The sequence below is a fragment of the Polycladomyces zharkentensis genome (genome assembly GCF_016938855.1).
In the GTDB taxonomy this organism is placed as follows: Bacteria; Bacillota; Bacilli; order Thermoactinomycetales; family JIR-001; genus Polycladomyces; species Polycladomyces zharkentensis.
Genome location: NZ_JAFHAP010000006.1, coordinates 116,661 through 140,025 on the forward strand (window position 1 = coordinate 116,661; position 23,365 = coordinate 140,025).

General features: G+C 52.9%; 21 protein-coding genes. 15 read left to right on the plus strand and 6 right to left on the minus strand.

Annotation, left to right across the window (positions count from 1 at the left end):
- The first annotated feature begins 81 nt into the window (after nucleotides 1-81).
- The 5 genes from zapA to sleB all read left to right on the plus strand — a co-directional run bounded on the left by zapA (nucleotide 82) and on the right by sleB (nucleotide 4,540).
- Nucleotides 82-342, plus strand: coding sequence for a cell division protein ZapA (gene zapA, locus JQC72_RS06025; RefSeq protein WP_419179842.1), 261 nt, complete (start codon nucleotides 82-84; stop codon nucleotides 340-342).
- Between the two features lie 7 nt (nucleotides 343-349).
- Complete coding sequence (locus tag JQC72_RS06030) at nucleotides 350-901, plus strand: CvpA family protein (protein ID WP_205493767.1); 552 nt, start codon at nucleotides 350-352, stop codon at nucleotides 899-901.
- Between the two features lie 470 nt (nucleotides 902-1,371).
- Nucleotides 1,372-2,331, plus strand: a complete 960-nt coding sequence (locus JQC72_RS06035) for an MTP-1 family protein (RefSeq protein WP_302104551.1) — start codon at nucleotides 1,372-1,374, stop codon at nucleotides 2,329-2,331.
- Nucleotides 2,332-3,396: a BtaManbiosPhlase gene (locus JQC72_RS06040; RefSeq protein WP_205493769.1), complete on the plus strand. Its 1,065-nt coding sequence runs from the start codon at nucleotides 2,332-2,334 to the stop codon at nucleotides 3,394-3,396. It begins immediately after the preceding gene.
- A 301-nt stretch (nucleotides 3,397-3,697) separates the two neighbouring features.
- The gene (sleB, locus tag JQC72_RS06045) at nucleotides 3,698-4,540 is read left to right on the plus strand and encodes a spore cortex-lytic enzyme (RefSeq protein ID WP_302104552.1); all 843 of its coding nucleotides are present in this window, start codon (nucleotides 3,698-3,700) and stop codon (nucleotides 4,538-4,540) included.
- 42 nt (nucleotides 4,541-4,582) lie between these two features.
- Here the strand turns inward: sleB and JQC72_RS06050 are convergent, their stop codons facing one another.
- Entirely contained in the window at nucleotides 4,583-4,945 is a 363-nt protein-coding gene (locus JQC72_RS06050; protein ID WP_205493770.1) for a cupredoxin domain-containing protein, read from the minus strand.
- Nucleotides 4,946-5,081: 136 nt separating this feature from the next.
- Complete coding sequence (locus tag JQC72_RS06055; protein WP_205493771.1) at nucleotides 5,082-5,435, minus strand: phage holin family protein; 354 nt, start codon at nucleotides 5,433-5,435, stop codon at nucleotides 5,082-5,084.
- A gap of 109 nt (nucleotides 5,436-5,544) precedes the next feature.
- Between JQC72_RS06055 and JQC72_RS06060 the strand changes: the two genes are divergently transcribed.
- Both JQC72_RS06060 and JQC72_RS06065 read left to right on the plus strand, forming a co-directional pair.
- A complete protein-coding gene (locus tag JQC72_RS06060; RefSeq protein ID WP_205493772.1) occupies nucleotides 5,545-7,902 on the plus strand; it encodes an endonuclease MutS2 in 2,358 nt (785 codons plus the stop codon).
- 295 nt (nucleotides 7,903-8,197) lie between these two features.
- Entirely contained in the window at nucleotides 8,198-8,857 is a 660-nt protein-coding gene (locus JQC72_RS06065) for an NfeD family protein (RefSeq protein ID WP_302104575.1), read from the plus strand.
- A 108-nt stretch (nucleotides 8,858-8,965) separates the two neighbouring features.
- Here JQC72_RS06065 and JQC72_RS06070 read toward each other — a convergent pair whose 3' ends face one another.
- Both JQC72_RS06070 and JQC72_RS06075 read right to left on the minus strand, forming a co-directional pair.
- Entirely contained in the window at nucleotides 8,966-10,129 is a 1,164-nt protein-coding gene (locus tag JQC72_RS06070; RefSeq protein ID WP_419179844.1) for a S8 family peptidase, read from the minus strand.
- Nucleotides 10,130-10,728: 599 nt separating this feature from the next.
- Nucleotides 10,729-11,898: a S8 family peptidase gene (locus JQC72_RS06075; RefSeq protein ID WP_205493775.1), complete on the minus strand. Its 1,170-nt coding sequence runs from the start codon at nucleotides 11,896-11,898 to the stop codon at nucleotides 10,729-10,731.
- A 173-nt stretch (nucleotides 11,899-12,071) separates the two neighbouring features.
- On the opposite strand from JQC72_RS06075, the gene JQC72_RS06080 reads away from it, so the two are divergent.
- On the plus strand, nucleotides 12,072-12,692 hold the full coding sequence (locus JQC72_RS06080; protein WP_205493777.1) for a hypothetical protein: 621 nt from the start codon (nucleotides 12,072-12,074) through the stop codon (nucleotides 12,690-12,692).
- Nucleotides 12,693-13,211: 519 nt separating this feature from the next.
- Here the strand turns inward: JQC72_RS06080 and JQC72_RS06085 are convergent.
- Nucleotides 13,212-14,582 carry an RsmB/NOP family class I SAM-dependent RNA methyltransferase gene (locus tag JQC72_RS06085; protein ID WP_205493779.1) on the minus strand — a complete coding sequence of 457 codons (1,371 nt, stop codon included), beginning with the start codon at nucleotides 14,580-14,582 and terminating at the stop codon, nucleotides 13,212-13,214.
- Between the two features lie 193 nt (nucleotides 14,583-14,775).
- Between JQC72_RS06085 and JQC72_RS06090 the strand changes: the two genes are divergently transcribed.
- Nucleotides 14,776-15,252: a VOC family protein gene (locus JQC72_RS06090; protein ID WP_205493780.1), complete on the plus strand. Its 477-nt coding sequence runs from the start codon at nucleotides 14,776-14,778 to the stop codon at nucleotides 15,250-15,252.
- A gap of 388 nt (nucleotides 15,253-15,640) precedes the next feature.
- On the opposite strand, the gene JQC72_RS06095 is transcribed toward JQC72_RS06090, so the two are convergent.
- The gene (locus tag JQC72_RS06095; RefSeq protein ID WP_205493960.1) at nucleotides 15,641-16,969 is read right to left on the minus strand and encodes an NCS2 family permease; all 1,329 of its coding nucleotides are present in this window, start codon (nucleotides 16,967-16,969) and stop codon (nucleotides 15,641-15,643) included.
- Nucleotides 16,970-17,490: 521 nt separating this feature from the next.
- On the opposite strand from JQC72_RS06095, the gene JQC72_RS06100 reads away from it, so the two are divergent.
- The 6 genes from JQC72_RS06100 (at nucleotide 17,491) to trxA (ending at nucleotide 23,357) form a co-directional block, all read left to right on the plus strand.
- Nucleotides 17,491-19,206 (plus strand): long-chain-fatty-acid--CoA ligase, encoded by a 1,716-nt coding sequence (locus tag JQC72_RS06100; RefSeq protein WP_205493782.1) that lies wholly within the window; start codon nucleotides 17,491-17,493, stop codon nucleotides 19,204-19,206.
- 224 nt (nucleotides 19,207-19,430) lie between these two features.
- Nucleotides 19,431-20,114, plus strand: a complete 684-nt coding sequence (locus tag JQC72_RS06105; protein ID WP_205493784.1) for a cell wall hydrolase — start codon at nucleotides 19,431-19,433, stop codon at nucleotides 20,112-20,114.
- Between the two features lie 174 nt (nucleotides 20,115-20,288).
- A complete protein-coding gene (fadR, locus tag JQC72_RS06110) occupies nucleotides 20,289-20,876 on the plus strand; it encodes a fatty acid metabolism transcriptional regulator FadR (RefSeq protein ID WP_205493963.1) in 588 nt (195 codons plus the stop codon).
- 123 nt (nucleotides 20,877-20,999) lie between these two features.
- Nucleotides 21,000-21,773 (plus strand): electron transfer flavoprotein subunit beta/FixA family protein, encoded by a 774-nt coding sequence (locus tag JQC72_RS06115; RefSeq protein WP_205493786.1) that lies wholly within the window; start codon nucleotides 21,000-21,002, stop codon nucleotides 21,771-21,773.
- 16 nt (nucleotides 21,774-21,789) lie between these two features.
- Entirely contained in the window at nucleotides 21,790-22,776 is a 987-nt protein-coding gene (locus JQC72_RS06120; protein WP_205493787.1) for an electron transfer flavoprotein subunit alpha/FixB family protein, read from the plus strand.
- Between the two features lie 263 nt (nucleotides 22,777-23,039).
- The gene (gene trxA, locus JQC72_RS06125; RefSeq protein WP_205493788.1) at nucleotides 23,040-23,357 is read left to right on the plus strand and encodes a thioredoxin; all 318 of its coding nucleotides are present in this window, start codon (nucleotides 23,040-23,042) and stop codon (nucleotides 23,355-23,357) included.
- Nucleotides 23,358-23,365: the final 8 nt, after the last annotated feature.

The following is a 23,365-nucleotide window of genomic DNA, read 5'->3' on the forward strand; positions in this document are numbered from 1 at the left end:
CTCAGGAACAACAGGGAAAACGGACCCCTTGTGTCGAAATGGATGTTGTCAGGCAGTCTCACCTTCACTTGGTGAAGGAGGTTGCAATCGATGACCAAAAACAAATTGAGCGTGGAGATTTTTGGACAACAGTACAATATCACCGGAAAAGCCAGTCCCAGCTACATGCGGGAAGTAGCCAACCATGTTGACGAAACGATGCGGATGATCTCGCAGGCCAATCCCCGGTTGGATACCACGCGTCTGGCGGTGCTTTCGGCCGTCAATATCGCGGATGCCTACATGAAACTGAAACGGGAACATGACGAGATCCTGCATCTGATCGAAGACGATCAACCGTGAGGAGCGGATGAGCATGCATATACTGGACGGGATCATCCTGCTCTTGTTTGTCGGGGGATTGTTGCGGGGATATCGGCGCGGCTTGATTATGCAGGCCGCGTCGTTGGCCGGTTTGATTTTGGCGTGGGTGGTGGCCTTTTACTTCACCGACGAAGTAACACCGGTTCTGCAGAAAAATGTCCCCTTGCCCGAATCGGTAACCGGAGACGGGTTGATGCGCCTGTTGCCGTTGGAACGCGCTCTGTATACGGTGATGGCGTTTCTGCTGTTGTTCTTCGGAACCAAACTGGTGATCTCGATTTTGTCCAGGTTACTCAATCAGTTGGCCCAGCTACCCGTATTATCGGTATTGAACCGAATCGGCGGCTTGGTTTTGGGCGCTTTGCAAGCTGTTTTGCTGGTATGGATCATGGTTAACTTGCTGCATTTCCTGCCATGGGAGAAAGGACAAGAAGCCGTGCAACAATCCGGCATCGCCCAAAACCTGTTGGAAGTAACCCCCCAATGGACAGCCGAGCTGAAACAGCTGCTGCATGACGCAATGCGGCAGAACTCATGAGGGGCGTACCTGGTGGGAACGGACGAACAGCTACATGACTGTGTTTCCGGAGCTCTGATATGCCTGACATGGTTGCTGTCAGGCATTTTTTTAACTGCGCTGCCCATCTGGATGTGCCATTTAAGTGAAGGGAACTTCCATGATAATGCCATTTTCCCATATATTTTCTGCAGTCATTTTGTTCATTCTACCGTTTTTCCTGATTCACAACGGGTTATATGATAGATTGGACGATGATCTGCAAATCCCTCAGTTGACTCATTTCGTTCAAGTCATCCTCATATTGTTTGTCAAGGTGGCGAAGTTGGACGGGGTCAGCCGGCTGCAAATTTTGTTCCAGGGGAGATGGCCATGTAAACGTCTTTTTCGCAAAAGTTGAAGGTGCCCGCTCATTCGCTTGGTTCTCCCAGAAGTTTCAACAGGGAATGCAATTTCATCTGAAATCGACATGGCATAAGGAGGATGAAACATTGCTTACCCTGAAAAAGAGCGGTGTCCAACCCTCTTCCGTGTTACTGGAGAAGTATGCGAAAAATGAACAAAAACCGTTCAACCCAACCAAAATGAATTTCATCGGAGTCGGGGAAAAGGATGTGTACAATATTACGGCACCTTTTCAAGATGGCGAAGAAACCGTGATCGCCGGCCGCGTGGAACCCCGTGACAGTGAGCATTCGGAAGTGATTTTCTTCGTTCGGCGCGGGGAGCAATGGATTCCCAAAGAAGACGCCCCGATCTTTTCGTTGCAGGACCCCTTTTTTACCCGCATCGGCGGGGAGTTGGTTTTCGGCGGTGTGGAGGTATTTCCGCATCCCGCCGATGAACGGGCGTTGAGTTGGCGCACGGTATTTTACAAGGGAGCCAACATTCATCGCCTGGAAAAGATGTTTACCGGCCCGGATGGCATGAAAGACCTTCGTCTGATCGAATTGCCGGATGGTTCCATCGGGGTGTTGACGCGACCCCAAGGGGAAAAAGGGGGAAGAGGAAAGATCGGTTTCGTGCGAATCCCTTCACTGGAACATTTGACGCTCGAAGTGATTCACGAAGCCCCCATCTTAGACCAATTCATGGAGGAAGAATGGGGCGGAGCAAACGAAGCCCATCTTCTGTCAAACGGGTTGATCGGGGTGCTGGGGCATATCGCCCGTATTGATGAAGAAGGAAAACGGCATTATTATCCAATGGTGTTTGCGCTTGATCCTATGACCGGTGAACATTCGGATATCCAGCTCATTGCGGCGCGTTCCGACTTTTTGGAAGGACCCGCCAAACGTCCGGATTTGTCCGATGTCGTATTTGGCGGCGGGTTGGTTCGCAAGAAGGATGGAACAGCAGACCTGTATGCCGGTGTGGGTGATGCTGAAGCACAGCGAATCACCATGCGTGATCCATTCCTCGCATTTGAAAAAATAAGGTGGGGAAAATAGATGGTCAACGTGTACCGGTATGAAGAAAATCCATTGATTACCCCGGCAGATATCAACCCATATCATGATGGATTTGAAGTGATCGGCGCTTTCAATGCCGGAATTGCGAAATACAAGGATGAAATATTGATGCTGCTCCGCGTTGCTGAACGCCCGATCAGTCATGATCCCAAGATCGTGAAAGCGCCGGTTTGTCATCCGGATACGAATGAATTGGAAATCATCGAATTTCACCGGGATGATGAGCGATATGATTTTTCGGACCCGCGAATGATTCGAAAGTCATCCAATCTCCAGGAAATTGAATACTTGACTTCCCTGTCCTATATTCGCATCGCACGCAGTAAAGACGGACGGAACTTTACCATAGACGAAAAGCCGTTTCTTTATCCATCCAACAAACTGGAATCATTCGGCATTGAAGATCCGCGCGTCACGCCAATCGGAGATACCTATTATATCTGTTTCACGGCCATGTCCCCGCTCGGCATTGGGGGGGCGATGGTATCGACCAAGGATTTTGTCACCATCCAACATCATGGCATGATTTTTCCCCCGGAAAACAAGGATATCGTGATTTTTCCGGAAAAAGTGAACGGAAAATACTATGCACTCCATCGCCCCGGACTCAAAAGCATTGGAAAACCGGAAATCTGGATCGCGGAATCCGACAATTTGCTTCATTGGGGAAACCATCAACACCTGATCGGTCTGAGAGACGGGATGTGGGACAGCGGACGCATTGGCGGCGGTGCTGTCCCCATCAAAACGGAAAGGGGCTGGTTGGTGCTCTATCATGGCGCGACGCCGGAGAATCGATATTGTATGGGCGGGTTGCTTCTTGACCTCAACAATCCTGCCGTCGTGATAGCCCGTTCCGACCAACCGATTCTGGAACCGGAAACGGATTATGAAAAGGAAGGGTTTTTTGGCAATGTCGTATTCTCGTGCGGGGCAATCGTGGAAGGCGACACGGTGAAAATGTATTACGGTGCCGCGGATACCTCGATGGCCTGTGCGGAATTGAGCTTGGAAGAGATTCTGGACTCCCTGACATATGGTTGAAAATGACAGGATGGGCATCACGTCGATGAACACGGGCGTTGGGGCAACGGACGACGTGATTGTGACAGAGGACAAGGCGCCTTACACGGGTCTGAAGGCGGCGCGTCGTCGCGTCCGCGATGACGCTCTGATCCGGTGTGGGCGGGCGCTGCCCTGCATGAGTTCGACCGCTTCCCGGGAAGTCAACGTGCAGAACGTTGGATGAACGGACGGATTGGTTGCAGCGTATGGGGGAATAGAATCTCATTCACACGGCATAATAACAGGAGAATTCCAACCTGAAAGAGGGTTGAACCGTGTGATGAGGCGGAAATGGCTTCTCTGTTGTGCTTTGATGTTGACCTTCTCCGTGATGGGAGAAGCGCTTGTTTCCGTGGTCAATAGCGATGCCCCCCGGTTGTTGTTTTCCGTTGTTCCCAACGGCGGACACGCTGTTTCCGTGCAATCGACGGCGAAAGCCAATGTGGAATCGCAGCACGTTGCCAAACGGGTTTCGCTGCCGGTTCCTCGTGCCAGAGTGTACAAGCCCGGCGACCGTGGAGGATATGTGTGGGAATTGCAGAGAAGGCTCCGGTTTTTGGGTTTCTACACCGGCAAGATCAACGGGATTTACACATGGCGGACTTACCGGGCGGTTCGGTTGTTCCAGTATTCGTTCGGATTGCGGGTGACGGGCCTGACCGATGCCAAAACCCGGGCAAAATTGTGGAAAGCGACGAGAAGATGGCGACCGGGTGGTGTGAGGACGGTTCAGGCGAGACGTGTATACCGGAAAACGGCTAGGCAATTGTCCTGGAATGATATCAAACTGATGGCCCATGCCGTTCACGCCGAGGCGCGCGGGGAACCGTACATCGGAAAAGTGGCCGTCGCGGCGGTGATATTGAACCGTCTCAAAAGCGATCGTTTTCCCAATACGACCGCCGGCATCATTTTTCAACCCATGGCGTTTGAGGCCGTGGCAGACGGACAAATTTGGATGCAACCGGACCGTGACTCATTCAAAGCGGTACGGGACGCGCTGAATGGGTGGGACCCCACCAACGGAGCGTTGTTTTACTTCAATCCTGCCCGGGCCAAATCGAAATGGATCTGGAGCCGACCCCAGATCAAACGGATCGGGAAACATATTTTCACCAGATGAAAACAGGGACCCACGTTTCAATGGGTCCCTTCAATCTGCTTCTTACTTGGCCACAATCGTTCCTTTCATCTTACCGTGGCCCGTTCCGCAGGGAATATTGCAGAAGAATGGGTAGGTTCCCGGCTTGGCGCGGACCACGGCGGTTTGACCATCTTCCTGCAGGTTGACATCAAGACCGGGTGCTTCCAAGCTGTGTATGCCGTTTGCTACTTTCAATTTCAGGGTGACATCTTTATTGGCAGGAATCTCAATTTTGTTTGGTTGGAATTGAAAGTTGGAAGCGGAAATTTCAATCACTTGACCAGAGGTTTTCCCGGCTTGCTGGGACTGATTGCCGCCGGCGCAACCGACCAACCCCAGCATCAGGGGCATGGCGATGGCCAGCGTGATCATTCCTTTCCTCATCGTGGACTCCCTCCTCCATTTTCATGGTAACAAAAAGTTTGCGAAAGCGGGAGTGCATCCATGAACAGTCGATGAACAAAGAAAAACCGCACATAGTGTGCGGTGAGAAGCGGGTGACATCCACCCTTCTTTCCGTTTATTTTTCCGGTTGGCTCGTGATACGCGCCTTGGTCGGCACGAACAGATCGATGATCCCGATCACAAGCGCGCCCAACAAGGCTCCCAGTAACGTGACACGCACGCCAGGTACGAAGAATTGCGTCATGTAGATCACGATCGCGCTGACGACGAACCCGACAACTCCCCTTGCATACGGAGACATGTCACGTCCGAACAGCGCTTCGATGATCCAGCCGATCACGGCGATTACCACGGCGGCGAGGAGTGCGCTCCAAAAACCTTGTACCTGAAAACCGGGGACCAGTGCTCCCACGATCATGAGCACGATGGCCGCCACAATAAATCGAATCAGATGACGCACGATGGTCATGATACAAATTCCCTCCTTTTGCTCTTAGTGTGTCATTTATCCGTCAAGTTATTACATCATGATATAATATGGTGGAAAAAACTCCTCGGAGGGAGAGGAGAGGAAACAAGTGGACCGTTTTATGCTCAATGTGTTGGAATATCCACGAATCAGGGAACAAGTGGCTGAAGAAGCCTCTTCCTCGCTGGGAAAAGAGCGGATCGCAGCACTGGAACCCACTGCCGATGCGGAGGAAGTATCGCATCGTCTGGCGGCAACGGCGGAGGGAATGGATCTGCTCAGGCTCCAAGGGGATGTGTCACTGGGAGGCGTTCGTGACATTCGTCCCTCACTGCGCCGTGCCGAAGTGGGAGGATTGCTGAATACAGGTGAATTGTTGGATATCGCCGGCACGGTGAACGCCGGCCGTAAATTAAAAAATCAGGTATTGCAGGTTGACGAAGAACATCCGCTTCCCATCATTCGCGGATGGGTGGAACGCATCGAAGGATTGCGTCCGCTGGAAGAAGAGATCACCCGACGGATTGACGAACAGGGAGAGGTATCCGACCACGCCAGCCCGAACCTGCGCCAGATTCGTCATCATATTCGGCAAGTACAGCGCGAGATCCGAACGACGTTGGAGGGCATCCTGCGGAATCCGGGTTACCAAAAAATGTTGCAGGAATCATTGATCACCCTGCGCAACGATCGGTATGTCATCCCGGTCAAGCAGGAATACCGTTCGGCATTCGGTGGCATCGTGCATGACCAGTCGGCTTCCGGCGCCACGCTGTTTATTGAACCGGCATCCGTGGTTGCGTTGAATAACCGTTTGCGTCAATGGGAGCTGGAGGAGCAGCGGGAAGTGGAACGCATTCTGCGTGAGTTGACGGCACAAGTGGCGGCCCATGTCGATGCACTCCGGCAAAATGTTGAAGCGTTGGCCGAGTTGGATCTCATTTTGGCCAAGGCCCGGTACGCCCGCCGCATTCGAGGGATTTGTCCACGGGTGGAGACGGAGCGCGTCATTCGGTTGAAACAGGCCCGCCATCCATTGATCCCGATGGAAAAGGCAGTGCCCATCGACATCACGCTGGGTGATCCATATCAGGGGATCATCATCACCGGTCCCAACACGGGTGGGAAGACCGTTTGCCTGAAAACGGTGGGGTTGCTGGCGCTGATGGCGCAAGCGGGTCTCCCCATTCCCGCGGAGGAAGGCAGCGCGTTCCCCGTATTCAGCGGGATTTTTGCGGACATCGGCGATGAGCAGAGCATTGAGCAGAGCTTGAGTACGTTCTCCAGCCATATGACACAGATCATCCGCATTTTGAAACAAGCGGACGATCACAGCTTGGTACTGCTGGATGAATTGGGTGCGGGCACGGACCCGACCGAGGGGGCGGCGTTGGCCATCGCCATCCTGCAAGATCTCCTGGATGAAGGTTGTCTGGTGGTGGCCACCACCCACTACAGCGAGCTGAAACAATTCGCCCATGCCCATCCGGGAGTGACCAACGCCAGTGTGGAATTTGACGTGCGGACACTGCGTCCCACCTATCGTCTGTTGATCGGCGTACCCGGCAAGAGCAATGCGTTTGCCATCGCCGAGCGGTTGGGACTGTCGCCATCCATCATTGAAAAAGCCAAAGCGCAGTTGTCCACGGAGGAACATCGACTGGAGGAAATGATCGCCGCGTTGTCCCGCGACAGGTCCATTGCGGAAGAAGAGCGCAAACGTGCGGAAGCGCTTCGCCAGGAAGCGGAATCCTTGCAACGGGATTTGAGGGAAAAACTGTCCCGTTGGGAGGAAGAGAAAGAACGGATGCGCGAATCGGCCCGACGGGAAGCGCAAACCATCGTCTCGCGTGCGCGTCGGGAAGCGGAAGACGTGTTGCGCCAGTTGCGTGAATGGGCCAAGCAGCGGCCGGACGAGTTGAAGGAACATCAGTTGATCGAAGCGAAGAAACGGTTGGATGACGCGGTTCCCGATGCACGACCCGTTGCCGCCGCATCCGTGGCCCAACAACGGAATGAACGGATTGAGCCGGGAGACGAGGTGATGGTGCTCACCGTCAAACAACGCGGCCGAGTGCTGGAGGACCTCGGCGCTGGGGAATATCAGGTTCAGGTGGGCATTTTGAAAATGAAAGTGCACCGCCGTTATCTGGAAAAGGTGAAGGCAAAGAAGAACGAGTCCGAATCCGGCGTTTCCACTTCGTATCGAAGCGCTTCAAACCATGTGCGTCCGGAATTGGATTTACGCGGTAAGATGGTGGAGGACGCTCTGGCGGAAATCGATAAGTATCTGGATTCCGCCGTCGTCGCCGGTTATCAGCGGGTTTCGCTCATCCATGGAAAAGGGACGGGTGCCTTGCGTACGGGTGTCCAGCAATTTTTGCGCCGGCATCCGCACGTCAAGGGATTCCGTTTGGGCGGACCGGGAGAAGGAGGCTCCGGCGTGACGGTGGTCGAACTGGCCTAAGATGTGAAAAGCGCTTCTCTCAGCAAAGCGTAACCTTGCCCATGTTCCGGCGATCCCCGGTTCCCCGGGCGGCCTTGTTTCACTTCTTTGCAGGGCACAGGCGGGTGGGCCGGGAAAAGCGATGCATGCGATATTCGCCAGAAAGGCCCCGGAGGACGGCTTTTATCATCGGGGACAACGGGAGGTTGGTCTATGGAGCATCTGCCGAAGATTCTCGGTTCGATCGCCTTGGTGTTTTTTGCTGTCGGTTTGATCTGGTTCATGTTACACGCTTAAAAGGGAGTTGGGATGTGTGATGGGAGCCGGTTCCGCTTTGCTGGTCTTTTTCAGCGCGTTTTTGTTGGCCGCTGAAATGCTCGCCAAGGCTCGGGGTTTGGCCGGGGTGGCGGGGTTGTTGTTGATGGGATGGTATGTGAGCGGACATTGGGGAACGACACCCGGTTGGTGGTTGGCCGCTGTGCTTGTCGGGATGGGACTGGTGATTCTGGATGGAAAACTGTTGCAGGACGGTACCCTGGCTACCATCGGTGTGATCCTGGTTTTGGTCGGGTTGGTGATTCCGACGGGGAACTGGCTGACGGGGACACTGGTCGCATTTGCATGGATCACGGGACTCGCTTTGAGTCCGCTGTCGTTGAAAGTGTTGCCCAAACGCGATTGGCTGGAAAAGATCGTCTTGAAGTTCGCCATGTCCAAAGAGACGGGTTACAGCTCGCTCAACCGCAACTATCGGGAACTGGTCGGACGCGAGGGGACGGCATTGACCGACATGCGCCCGTCGGGCACCATCCGCATCGGGGATGGTCGCTACAGTGCGGTCACCAACGGTCATTGGGTCCAAAAGGGAGCACGGGTGCGCGTATTGTCTGTGGATGGTGTCAAAATCCTGGTGGAAACAGTAGAGGAACCCTCTGATCCATCCACCGAAGATAACAGCGACACCATACCCGGTTGACTTGGAATACACGAATGAAAATTTCGTTGACCCGGATTCGAAAGCAGGAAAGTCCAGGCAGGATTAAGGCAGGAGCCATACAGCTCCTGCCTTGTATTTTTACTGATGTTAATATTGAACAGCCCGATAAGCGTTGATCCGGCCGTAGGTCCAGTATGTGCCGGTGCCGGAGATGGCGTCGGCCGTGTTTTGGATGGCGGCACGGATGTTGCTGTTGGAGCGGCCCTGTGCGGCCAAAAGTCCTGCCAGCCCGGCCACGTGCGGCGTGGCCATGGAGGTGCCGGAAAGCGATGCATAGGTGTTGGTCGGATAGGTGGAGTAGATGCTGGAACCCGGCGCGGCCACATCGACCCAGGAACCCCAGTTGGAGTAGCTGGCTTTCACATCGCTGGAAGTGGTGGCGGCGACGGCGATGGCGTTGCTGTAGTATGCCGGATAGCTCGGAAGGTTTGTACCGCTGTTGCCGGCGGCGGCTACAACAACGGCTCCTTTGTTCCACGCGTAATTCACCGCGTTTTGCAACGTGGTGGAACCAGCCGATCCGCCCAAGCTGAGACTGATCACTTTGGCGCCGTTGTCGGCGGCGTAGATGATGCCGTTGGCGACGGCGTCCAGGGTGCCGCTGCCGTTGTTGTCCAACACGCGGACGGCCAGAATGGACGCATTGGGAGCCATACCGGCAATTCCGGTCCCATTGTTGGTAACGGCGGCCGCAATCCCGGCGCAGTGCGTGCCGTGACCGTTGCCGTCATACGGATCGTTGTCACCGTCGACATAATCATGTCCCAAGACGACTTTGCCCGACAGATCCGGGTGATTGTATTGGACCCCGGTGTCGATAATGGCGATGCGGACGCTGCTGCTCCCCCTCGTAATATCCCAGGCGGCCGGTGCCTGGACTTTTTGCGGTCCCCACTGTTGCGTGGAGAAGTACGGATCGTTGGGTGTCCAGTCGGCGTGGTAGATGTAGTTGGGTTCGGCGTATTCCACATTGGGGTTGTTTCGGTATTCACGTACCGCTTGCGTTACGGATTTCCCGGACGGAATCTTTACGACGTCAAAGCCGATTTCTTTGCTGCGGAACAGCACCCGACCGCTTTCCTGGGAGTGAACCGCTTGCTTGGTGGAAGTGCTTGTTCCGTTTTTGAACTTGACAATGACCTCCCCGGGTGCGAAAGCGGCTTTGGCATCCGTGGAAGCTGCCTGTACACCACCGCTGGCGGGAATGGCCAACGCCGCCACCATCAGCAGAGCGACAAGAACAGACAACATGCGTCTCATAAAAAAACCTCCTTATTTTAGGAATGATAAAAATATTCGATCTTGATATCCGAATTCCTTCTGATGATTAAAAATTATTTTATAAATATTTATGAAGATGTTGGTATCTTGTCCATAGAGGGAAAGAACAGGAGAGAACTCCACCATGAATGGTGAATGGAGGGAGGAATCATTTTAAAAAAATAAAAAAATGAATATGGACGCTTATTAGCAAGAAAACAGGTGTATACTGGAGTTATTTTCGTCTCAAATGCGTAAAAAAGCGTTTTTCGCCGAATGTTGTCAATGACAGGGGGATGGGAGAGGGTTCTTGTTGATGGTTGTCGAATACAAAAAGGCTGGAATGCAGCGGTGACCACCTTGATCTTTGTTCGATTTCGAAACGGATCACTGTACGGTGCGGTGAGTATTGATCCTGTCGCAGGTCCGGCATGTGCCGGTATGGAAATTCGGTCGGCCGTGTGCAATGACGGATAGGATGGGAAGATTGAAAATATACATCCAACCGAAAAATTGAAGCTAAAAAAAGCGGGGAGTCCGCTTTCGGACTCCTCACGCTTGGCATCGATTACTCGCTTTCGGTGATAGTTTCAGTAACGGACAGCCTTGGAGGCGTTGATTCGACCGTAGGTCCAATACGTGCCGGTACCCACTGTTTTGTCCGCCGTTTTCTGAATGGCCTCCCGAATTGCGCTGTTGCTTCTTCCTTGCGCGGCCAGCAGCGCCGCCAGCCCCGATACGTGCGGTGTCGCCATCGAAGTGCCCGACATCGTGGCAAATTGGCCGTATGCAGACGGATAGGTGGAATAGATGTCTACTCCTGGCGCGGCAACGTCCACCCAATTGCCGAAGTTGGAGAAGTTGGCTTTGTTGTCGGATTTGTCGGTGGCTCCCACGGCGATGACCGAATCGTAAAAGGCCGGATAGCTGGGTTGGGAACTGTTGCTGTTCCCTGCCGCCGCGACGACAATCGCTCCTTTGCTCCAAGCATATTGAACGGCGTCTTTCAACGTTTGCGAATCATATCCCGAGCCGAGGCTCAGATTGATCACTTTGGCACCTTGATCAACCGCATGAATGATGCCGTTGGCCACATTTTCCAACGTACCGTTGCCGTTGTTGTCCAATACCCGGACGGCATAGATCATCGCATTGGGGGCTACACCCGCGATTCCCTTTTGGTTGTTGGTCGCGGCTGCGATCACGCCGGCGACATGGGTGCCATGTCCGTTACCGTCACTGGGGTCCCAATCTTGTCCCACATAATCGTATCCTTTGATGACCTTGCCGTAGAGATCAGGGTGATTGTACTGAACACCGGTATCCACGACCGCGACGCGGATGCCGTTATTGCTTTTCGTGGCGTTCCAGGCGTCGTTGGCGCGGATTTTCGGCAGTGCCCATTGTTTGGACAAAGCGGGGTCGTTGGGTGTCCAGGTCGCGTGAAAGTAATAGTTGGGTTCCGCATATTCCACCAGCGGATTGTTGCGGTAGTTTCGAAGCAGCTCCGTGACCGGTTTGCCGGAGACACGGATCACATCGAAGCCGATTTCCTTGCTTCGGAACAACAACTTCGCTTGGTTGGTCCGATGCAAAGAAGTAATTTGGCTCTGATTGATGTGGGGTTTAAATTTGACGATGATTTCACCGGGAGAATACGGTGCCGTGTCCGCGGGCGCCGCCTGTACATGCGGGGCAATGGGCAGAACCATGACCAACAGCAGTACAAAGGCGGTCAGCAACGCGAAGCTCCTTTTCATCCAATCCCTCCTTTTACATGGGACATCACTTTATTCAACGCGGTACCCAAAAATCCTGCAAAATCGGCGTTTCCAATTGTTGACCATGACCCGGCCTCAATGGATCAATCTTTGTCACAGAAGCAAACAAGCCATTGTCGGGGCTTCCGCGTAAACAGAGGATGGGAGCGTCTTTGGATCAAATGGTTGGACAGAGAGAAATGAAAGAGGGGGAATCTCCATCGATGGAATCATATCGACACTATATTTATCGAGTTTTTGAAAAGGCCATAAAATCATGGGATTACAAAGGGGACGTTTATGCCTTTTCCATTTATTTTTGGCAAGACTTTGAGGACTACAATGGATTCGACTTTGAGCAGACATGGGATATTGTCGAGCTGAACTATAACACCATACAGCAATGGGAAAAATCAAAAAATACGTCCTCTTCTTCTTTGGAGGCGAAATGGAGGTATGCATTCTGGTTACACGATGATCCGATTGTCATCGGCGATTGTCATGATACGGAAGGAAATGCATTGCGTCAAAAATGGATGCAATCTTTGGAAATTCCTTCAGACGCGGACCATTTTCAACGTGAGTCTTTCATCTTCAATGCATGGATTCATTTGGTTGTTTCAGTTGTAAAAGAATTACATCACAATCGAGTGACAGAAAAACGCTTCGGCAGACCCATCCCGTTTATTTTCTTCATGATCGGGGGTTACAGTCTGGTTGAAGAAACGGTTGAAGCAAACAAACCAGACATCCTTGATGATTATTTGGCGTACTGGAGCGCTCCCGATGGTTAAAGCGTTGGTTGGATGGATTGGGCTTGTCCCATTCAAAAAAAGAGCGGGGACTTTCAAGCAAATCATTTATCCCGCCGGGCATGTAAACGGATGCGGATCGCAGAAGGGGAGGTTGTGACAGGGGCGGAAGTGAGTACGGGACGGGGTTGGGGATCCGCATTCGTGGATTCATCTTCACGATCGAAATAATGGTAATACAGCCATTCCGGCTGCAACAATCCCATTGCGCTCATCGTGGGTGGGATGTAGTGAGGCCATGGTGGTCGGGTCGGTCTGGAAAAGTCGGATATGGTCCGCCACCTCCTTGAAAAATCGTTTTTCATAATCCAAATATATGAGCAATACGGTTTGTTTCATGTGGATAATCATGCAATATGAATGATGATCCGAGCAGTACGCACACGATGGGCGAATACTAGCGACCGCCACATTCTTCGCGTTGGACATATGGAAGTGATGGATAACCGAATCAGCAGGGGTGAACCGGAAACCCGCCCCTTTTGCGGGGCGGGATTGCACCTAATCCCAACGCAACCACTTGGGATAATGGTTTTTCAGCATGCCGCCGGATACTTTGGCCCATCCCAGCGGAAACCGTTCCACCCCCACCAGCGTCCATCCCTTGTCGCCATCGAAGGGGATCGTTTCACCCCGCAAGTATTGGTACAGACGGGGATCGTCCACTGCAAACGACACATATCGCTTTACATCGGCCGGCTTCAGGGTCATCGCCCAAGTGTGGGAAGGTTCCAACCGGTTCCGTTTGACCTGTCCCAAATACAAGCCGGGGCGTTCCACCTTCAGACCTTTCAGCGAAGGCAATTCGTCCGGCACCCGGTAGAGATGTTCACCGTACAGCGTCAGTGGCCAATCATCCCATTCGCATGTCAATGTGTCCAGGATAAAGGCGCGCAATTGCTTCACCGCATCGGCAGAGACGGGCGGCATTTTTCCCGGCCGGCGTTTGGTTCCTTCGGGGCCGTCCGTTTTTTCCAACAACGCCACGAAATGTCCTTCTCCCCGTAGATGGTGAGGCCACAGGCGGGAAGCCAACCGCAAGCTATCGGATCCGTTTACCCATTCTGGGCGGCCCGGTCGGTAATGAGATGCTTGCGGAACGGGAATGAGCGTAAACTCCGGGTGTTCGGACAAAAAGCGGTCGATGACCTGTTCGTTTTCCACCGGATTGAATGTGCAGGTGGAGTACACCAGTATACCGCCCGGCCGGAGCATGGGAGCGGCTGCGGCCAAAATCTCCGTTTGGACATCCGCGCACAGGTGAGTGGCCCGTACACTCCAGCGCTCACACACTTCCGGGTCTTTGCGGAACATCCCCTCACCCGAACACGGAGCGTCGATCAAAATCCGGTCGAAAAACCCGACGAAACGTTCCATCAATCGCTCCGGCCGTTCATTGAGGACGACGGCGTTGGTCACCCCGCACCGCTCCAAATTTTCCACCAACGCCTTGATGCGTTGAGGGGAAATCTCGTTGGCCACCAGCAATCCTTTTCCTTGCATTTTGGCGGCGATTTGTGTGGTTTTGCCGCCCGGCGCCGCACACAGGTCCAGCACCCGCTCACCCGGTTGGGGGTCCAGCGCCTCCGCGGGTGCCATGGCGCTGGGGTCCTGAATATAATACAACCCGGCCGCATGATAAACGTGCTTTCCGGGACGATCCCGTTCGTGATTATAATAAAAACCTTCCGGGCACCACGGGATGGGCTGGAGATCAAACGGACTCCTCTCTAAAAACGCCTTCGTCTCGATCTTGAGCCGGTTCACCCGCAACCCGCGTGCCGGTACTTCCTCGTAACTGGCGAGAAACGCCGGGAACTCGTCTTGCAACCAGGTTTTCATCTGTTCGAGATAATCTGTAGGAAGGTGCATGGTTTCAGTTCCTCCCGCGTTTCAGGTACCTCCCCATTGTAACAAAAAAAGCGATGGGGAGGAAAACGCCCCGTGACTCTTTGGTGCCGCTTTTCCGAGCGGAGTGGTAAATTTAATAAATGAAAAAGTTTGAAAAGTATCTGAATCGGGAAAAGAGCCGGTGTACACAACTCATTCACGGGAGGAATGAAGGATGAACCGTTGGGTGGAACCTTCGGGAATTTACGAAACACATCTGCATGTGCGGGATTTGGAAAGATCAGTCGCTTTTTATCGGGATCAATTGGGGCTGACCCTTTGTTTCACAAATCCCAAAAGGAATCTGGCATTTTTCTGGGTAGGTCAAGCGCGTCAACAAATGTTGGGGTTGTGGGAGAAGCCCGAGGATCAGATCGTTCGCAGTCATTTCGCTTTTTCCGTGTCATTGCGAGATTTGGAACAGGCTCCGGCATTTCTGGCCGAGCGGGGAATAGCCTGTCGCGATTTCTTTGGTAATCCCGAAGGGGAGCCTACCGTCCATACGTGGATGCCCGCCGCGTCACTGTATTTTGAGGACCCGGACGGGCACAGCCTGGAGTATATCGCCTTGCTGCCGGAAGGGCCGCGCCCCGAGTTGGGATCGATCCCGCTCAGCCGATGGCGGGAACTGCATCGTCAAACCGGAAAATAAAGGACAACTCGAGACAAAAAAGCGGGAACATGCCGCTCACGACGAGAACGATTGCGTTCGTATCCATCATTCCGTCAGGAGGCCATGCTTTCCCAGGTATCGACCATACCAAGCCCAACCGAGCGGAGAACCGGGAAAGGTGCGAGGAATCAACCACAGGCAAATTCCGCTTTAGCGAAGTGCACTTTGACCAGCGTCCTGCGTCCGGTTCGAAGCGGTCTTGTGCGGCTTCCCTGCCGGACGCAGGTGAGAAGCAGGGAAAGTGATGGACGTTATATGGATCAGATTGCTCCGTACTGTGGATGTTCAGCAGGAGACGGGAACGGAACTCGCCGGTTTTGCAACAAATGAGCCGCCTCCTTGGCGGGAGACGGCCCTTTACGATCAATCAACCATGATACAAGAAATTGATGATAAATGCCGCAGTGATCAGGTACAAAAACAGATTCATTTCTTTGTATTTCCCCGTCAATGTTTTCAGCACCGTGTAGCTGACAAACCCGAAGGCCAATCCTTCCGCGATGCTGGAAGTCAACGGCATCAGGATGATGGTTAAAAACGCCGGGACCGTATCGGTGAAATCATCGAACGAAAGGTTCTTGATCTCACTCAGCATCAGCGATCCGACCAGAATCAGTGCCGGTGCAGTGGCCACCGAGGGGATCAGCATGATCAACGGTGTCAAAAACAGGCTCAGCAGAAACAGTCCCGCCACCACCACGGCGGTGAGGCCGGTTCGCCCGCCTTCGGAGATGCCGGCGGCATTCTCGATATAGGCGTTGAGTGCGGTGGAGCCGAACGTGGCGCTCATCATCGTACCCACGGCATCAGCTTGCAGCGCGCGGTTCAAATTGGGGATGTCGCCGTTTTTGTCCATCAGTCCCGCTTTTTTGGACAAGCCGATCAATGTGGCCAGGTTGTCAAACAGCTCCACGATCGTGAAAGAGAAAATGATGGAAAAGATTCCGTAATGGATGGCGGCCATGATGTCCAATTTCCCAAGCGTGGTGGTGATGTCCGGCACGGTGAACGTCATCACGTCGGACAAACGGTGTGGTACCGGAGTCACGCCGAATGCCATCGCCAACAGGGTGGTGACCAAAATGCTGATGATCATGGCCCCTTTGATGTTGCGCGCCATCAGGATGACAGCCACCAACAGACCGATCATGGTCAGAATCGGACCGGGTTTTGTCACTTGACCCAGCGTGACGAAGGTGGCAGGACTCTTTACGATGATGCCGGCGTTTTTCAGCCCGATAAATGCGATAAACAATCCGATGCCCACCACGATGGCGGACCGAAGGACATCCGGCACGGCTGCCACCAGTCTACGGCGTATTCCGGTCACCGTCAGCAGGAAAAAGACGAGTCCGGAGATAAAGACGGCACCGAGAGCGGTCTGCCAACTCAGGCCTTGTCCGAGTACGACGCTGTAGGTGAAAAAGGCATTCAGCCCCATGCCGGGTGCGATGGCAACAGGAAAATTGGCCCACAATCCAAACAGCAGCGTACAAAAAACACTGGCGAAAATCGTGGCGGCAATGGCTCCTTCCTTGGGAATGCCGGCGTCGGACAAAATTTGCGGGTTGACGAAAATGATATAGCACATCGTCATAAAAGTGGTGAGCCCCGCAAAAACTTCCGTTCTGACGTCGGTTTTCCGCTCGGACAATCGGAAAAATCGGTCCAAGAAGCCTTGCGTGTTTTGCGACATTTCCGTTACCGCCACGGATTGCGGCGTTTCCACTTGTGAATCGGCCATGGGAAATCCTCCTTTTTGTCCATGATGTCCAATCTCTGTCAAGTTTGTTTGCAGATCATCGAGACCGCGGTTTTTCCATTCCCCCGACCGAAACCGCGGCACCTTCGACAGCTTTTCAGATGGGAAATCGAAACCGCTGAGGTTGTCGACCGTTTCGGTTTTACTCTGCTATGTTACTACAAAGAACGGAAGGGAATCTACCATTTGGCGTCTGTTTGTCATGGAAAAATCACGTTTATGCCCCATATATACCCGTGTCTGCTTGCTTAAATGTAATAGATAAAAGAACGAAATGTCTAAATAAGAAATAAAATGGAGAATGAGATCCCGAGATCAGTGATCTGAAGGAATCGGTGATTCAAAAACAACGGAAATTTCGGTAAAATAGAATTGGACGGAATGGTCAGTTTAATGCTGTAGACTGCCTGATTATGAATGATTATTCATTCATTAATCAAAGGAGGGTGTTTTCAATGACGAAAAATGAACGCATTTGGTGGCGCAGTTATCCTCAGGAAGTTCCAAAGCATTTGGAAGTTCCCGATGTGACGCTGACCCGGTTGCTGTTGTCGGCGGCAGAGGATTTTCCCGACAGGGAAGCAATATATTTTATGGGGAAACGCATTACCTATCGGCGATTGTTGTCGGACGTGTCCCGTTTTGCCCGGGCGCTGCAATCCCTCGGCGTTCAAAAAGGTGATCGTGTGGCGATCATGTTGCCCAATTCCCCCCAAGCAGTGGTCGCCTATTACGGGGCTTTGATGATCGGAGCCGTCGTTGTGCAAACCAATCCCATGTACATGGAGCGGGAGTTGGAGCATCAACTGCGTGATGCCGGAGCGGAGACCATCGTCTGTCTCGATTTACTCTATCCCAAGGTGGCCCGTGTCAAGGAGCAGACACGCCTTTCCCGCATCATTGTGACCCGGATCGATGATTACCTGCCTTGGCCGAAAAATTGGTTGTATCCGCTGAAGGTGTGGAAGGACGGCCAGCGTGTGGATGTGCCGTATCATGAGCAGGGAGTGTTTCGTTTTTCGCGGCTGTTAAAGAAAGCGCTTGCAAAACCGGTGGAAGATGTCAACGTTGACCCCGATGATTTGGCTTTGTTGCAGTATACCGGCGGAACGACCGGTTTGCCCAAAGGAGCGATGCTTACGCATCGCAATCTCGTGTTCAATGCGATTCAGTGCGCCCATTGGACACATGAATGCCGACGCGGAGAGGAAAAGGTGCTGGGACTGCTGCCTTTCTTTCATGTATACGGCATGACCGTGGTGATGAATTTCAGCGTCCACATGGCGGCTACCATGATTCTTGTCCCCCGATTCGATGTGGATGAGATGTTGAAATTGATCAACAAGGAAAAGCCCACGGTGTTCCCGGGTGCGCCGACGATGTACATCGCGTTGATCAACCATCCCGACATCAGTCGATACGATCTGTCTTCGATCCGTGCCTGTTTGAGCGGTTCCGCCCCGTTGCCGGTCGAGGTGCAGCAACGGTTCGAAGAGCTGACCGGCGGTCGTTTGGTGGAAGGCTATGGTTTGACGGAAGCCTCGCCCGTCACCCATGCCAACCCTGTTTGGGGACAGCGAAAAGCAGGCAGCATCGGTTTGCCTTGGCCCAACACGGATTGCCGGATCGTCGACCCTCATACAGGGGAAGAGCTGCCTTTGGGCAGTGTCGGTGAACTGCAAGTGAAAGGTCCGCAGGTGATGAAAGGATATTGGAACCGGCCGGAAGAGACGGCTCAAGTGTTGAAGGACGGCTGGCTGTCCACCGGCGACATCGCGACGATGGACGAGGATGGGTATTTCTACATATTGGATCGAAAAAAAGATATGATTATCGCCAGCGGTTACAACATCTATCCGAGGGAAATCGAGGAGGTGTTGTACGAGCACCCGGCAGTAAAGGAGGCCGCCGTCATCGGCGTACCCGATCCGTATCGCGGAGAGACGGTGAAGGCGTTTCTTGTGTTGAAGGAAGGACATCAGGTGACGGAAGAGGAGTTGACGGAATTTTGCCGCGCCAAGCTGGCACGTTACAAAATTCCCAGACAGTACGAGTTTCGTTCCGAATTGCCCAAAAGTGCGGTGGGCAAGGTGCTGCGTCGGGTATTGGTTGAGGAGGAGAAGAAAAAAGCCGCATTGTCACTGGAAAAAACCAAAACAGGAAATGATTGATTTCTGCACGATCCCATCAAGCACTTTTCAAAAACCGCTAACCGCTGACTTGGTCGATCATCTCGGGCTGTGTTGGAGCACAGCCTTTTTTGCTGCACAAATATGCCGATTTGTTGGTATGGATTGAATAAATTGGATGCCACAGTCGGAAATGGGTTTGCTATAATAGCGGGGTGTTCGAAAACCAAGCGATTTGAGGCGAAAAGTGGGAAGGAGCGGCTTACATGCCTATCATTCGTACTTTCATCGGCATGTCGGCCTGTCTTTTAACCCTTGTGGCAGTGGGATGGCAGAAATCGTCACTCCACAATCCGGTGAAGGATCAAGCAGTGAACCTGCAAGCGATACAGATGAAGTCAAATTCCTACCCGATGATGGAACAACCCCGTATGGTTGCAAAGATGGCCGACAAAACCAAACAGCCCGTTCATGCAACACATACAGCATCGACCAAAATAACTGCCGCCAAAACAAAGGAAAATAAATCCAAAAAAAAGACTGTGACGCTCAGCAGTCGGTCGACATCCGGTAAACGAGCTGTGCGTTACCATCTCTCGGCGCAAGATATCCGGTGGATGGAACGTGTGGTATACAGTGAAGCTCGGGGTGAACCGTTCCAAGGTCAGGTGGCGGTTGCAGCGGTTGTGCTCAATCGATTGGAATCCCCTCATTTTCCCGATACGATCCGGGGAATCGTGTTCCAGCGCAATGCGTTTACGGCTGTACAGGACGGCCAGATATGGTTAAAGCCGGACATCGAAGCGCGGCGCGCGGTGATGAAAGCCCTGAAAGGACATGATCCCACTGGAGGGGCGTTGTATTACTATAACCCCGAAATCGCCACCGCCGAATGGAGCAAAAAACGGCCGATCATCAAACGGATCGGTAATCACGTGTTCACCCGATAATCCCCGCATGAAGGCGGGGATTTTTTTGCGAAATTGATGTATAATGACGTTTGAATGCGCTTACATCCAACGCGGGCGGAAAAAAGTTGACAGATGATCCCTTTGTGACATAAACTAAAAATTGAATGAACAATCATTCATTTCGTCGATTTTATGATGGGAAGGGAAACAATGATGGCAAAACGGACGGGGGAAAAATATGAAGCGATCATCGACGCGGCGGTGCGTGTGATTGCGGAACACGGTTACCACAACGCGCAAGTCTCCAAGATCGCCCGCGAGGCCAAGGTCGCCGACGGGACGATCTATCTATATTTTGAAAATAAGGATGATGTCCTCATTTCATTGTTTAACGAAAAAATGGGGACATTCGTCCAGCAAGCGGAAGAAGCCATGAAAGGGATCTCGTCGCCCGCCGATCAGCTTCGCGAGCTGATCCGTCTCCATTTCAAATCCATGGAGGAAAATCGGCATTTGGCGATCGTGACGCAGATTGAATTGCGACAGTCCAATCCTGCCGTGCGCAAAGCAATCGGGGAGATTTTGAAAAAATATCTCAATCTGATCGACCGAATCATCTTGGACGGGATCGAACAGGGGATCTTCCGCAACGATCTGGATGTCCGCATCACACGGAAGATGATTTTCGGCGCGATCGACGAAATGGTCACTTCCTGGATTATGAAGGATTGCAAATACAGCTTGGTGGATCAGGTGGAGCCGATCGTGTCGCTGTTTTTGCAGGGGATCGCATTGCGCTGATGCGGCGGAGCCATTGGTGGAAGTCGCCATAGACGGAACCCGCTCCCAAAAGGAGGGGGCGGTCCGTTCTCATATTTATATTCCCTTTATTCAAACTAGTCTCCAAAGGGGGAACAGGACGTCATGAATATCCTGGTTTGCCTGAAACAAACCTTTGACACGGAAGAAAAAATCGTCTTGGAAGACGGGCGCATCAGCGAGGAGGGCGTAGAGTTCGTCATCAATCCATATGACGAATATGCGGTGGAGGAAGCCATCAAGCTGAAAGAGCAACACGGCGGAGAGGTGACCGTGATCACGGTAGGGCCGGAACGGGCGGAACAAGCACTGCGCACCGCCATGGCGATGGGCGCGGATAAAGGGATCATCGTCGATATGGAAGATTTTGAGGGGGAAGCGGATGAGTACACAGTCGCCCACATACTGGCCGGTGTGATCCGGGATTTGGAATACGATATCATTCTCACGGGATATATGGCCGTGGACGACGGCTCGGCCCAGGTAGGTCCCCGATTGGCAGAATTGTTGGGCATTCCCCATATTTCCACGATTACAAAATTGACGATCGACGGTGACACGGTGGAAGTGGAAAAAGACGTCGAAGGGGATGTGGAATACATCCAATCCAAACTGCCGATCCTGGTGACCGCGCAGCAAGGATTGAACGAGCCTCGTTACCCTTCGCTGCCGGGCATTATGAAAGCGAAAAAGAAACCGCTGGAGCGGTTGGACGTGGATGATCTTGATCTGGACGAAGAACTGTTGGAAGCGAAAACGGAAACATTGGAAGTGTTCCTGCCCCCGAAAAAGGAAGCAGGCAAAATCCTTGAAGGTGATCTGTCCGATCAGGTTCAAGAATTGGTCCGCTTGCTTCAGCACGAAGCGAAAGTGATCTGAGGGAGGAGCGACGAGGATGAGCAGAAACGTATTGGTATTGGCGGATGTGCGTGATGGCGCGTTGCGGAACGTATCATTGGAATGCTTGGCTGCTGCGGGACGCGTGGCCGAAGGCGGCAAAGTGACGGCGACCGTGTTTGGAAGCAAAGCGAAATCGCTCGCGGAAACCCTCGCTCATTACGGTGCCGATGAAGTGATCGTGGTGGAGAATGATCAGTTGGATCAATATACAACGGATGCATACTTCCAGGCCTTCAAACAGGTGATCGACACCGTCGGACCCGATGTGATCTTTACCGGGCATACTGCGGTGGGACGGGACGTCAGCCCGCGAATTGCGGCTCGTTTGGGAGTGGGACTCATTTCCGACTGCACCGACGTGCAACTGATCGATGGACGGATCGTGTTCACCCGACCGATTTATGCCGGAAAAGCTTTTGTCAAAAAAGTGGTGAAGTCCGGGATGGTGTTTGCCACCCTGCGCCCCAACAACATCCCGGCCCGTGAACCAGACCCGTCGCGAACGGCGGAAGTGAAGACGTTGGATGTGACATTTGCACCGGAAACACTGCGCACGATTGTCAAAGAAGTGGTGAAAAAGACGGCGGAAGGGGTCGACCTCTCCGAAGCGCGCATCATCGTTTCCGGCGGTCGGGGTGTGAAGAGCGCCGATGGCTTCAAACCGCTGAAAGAGTTGGCGGACGTACTCGGCGGGGCCGTGGGGGCATCCCGTGGAGCATGTGACGCCGGTTATTGCGATTATGCCCTGCAAATCGGGCAAACCGGAAAAGTGGTCACCCCTGACTTGTACATCGCTTGCGGCATTTCCGGTGCTATCCAGCATTTGGCGGGCATGTCCAATTCCAAAGTGATCGTCGCCATCAATAAGGACCCGGAAGCCAACATTTTCAACGTCGCCGACTACGGGATTGTCGGAGATTTGTTTGAAGTGGTACCGATGTTGACGGAAGAGTTCAAAAAAGTGCTGGCGCAAAAGGTGTGACGAATTGCCTCAACCGAATGAATCTGAAGGAACAATGAAAGAAGTTTACCCGGTACTGCGAGTGGGAGGCGGCTCTTTGCGAGATTTTGCCGGCCGTTTCCCCATCTCGCTTCATCGCTCGGGCTACAGGCGGTCAGGAGTATCCTGCCGCCCTCTTTCATACGTCTTCTCAATATTTCGCTACCCGAAAGGGTTGGAAGTTCGTCGGGTTCGGTGGTATACTGATTAATATCTGACGAACCAATGGATAAGGAGGGCTAGGTATGGCCATTGTGGACGTGACGGATCAAACCTTTGCCAACGAAGTAGAATCCGGCGGCACCGTACTGGTGGACTTTTGGGCTCCGTGGTGCGGACCGTGCAAAATGATTGCGCCGGTTTTGGAAGAAGTGGATGGAGAAATCGGCGATAAATTGAAAATCGCCAAAGTGAATGTGGACAACAACCCGGACACCGCCAGCCGTTTTGGTGTGATGAGCATTCCGACTCTGATGGTGTTCAAAAACGGCGAAATGGTGGCCAAAATGTCCGGTTATCAACCCAAAGAGCAATTGATGCAGTGGTTGAATCAATATTTGTGACATCATGC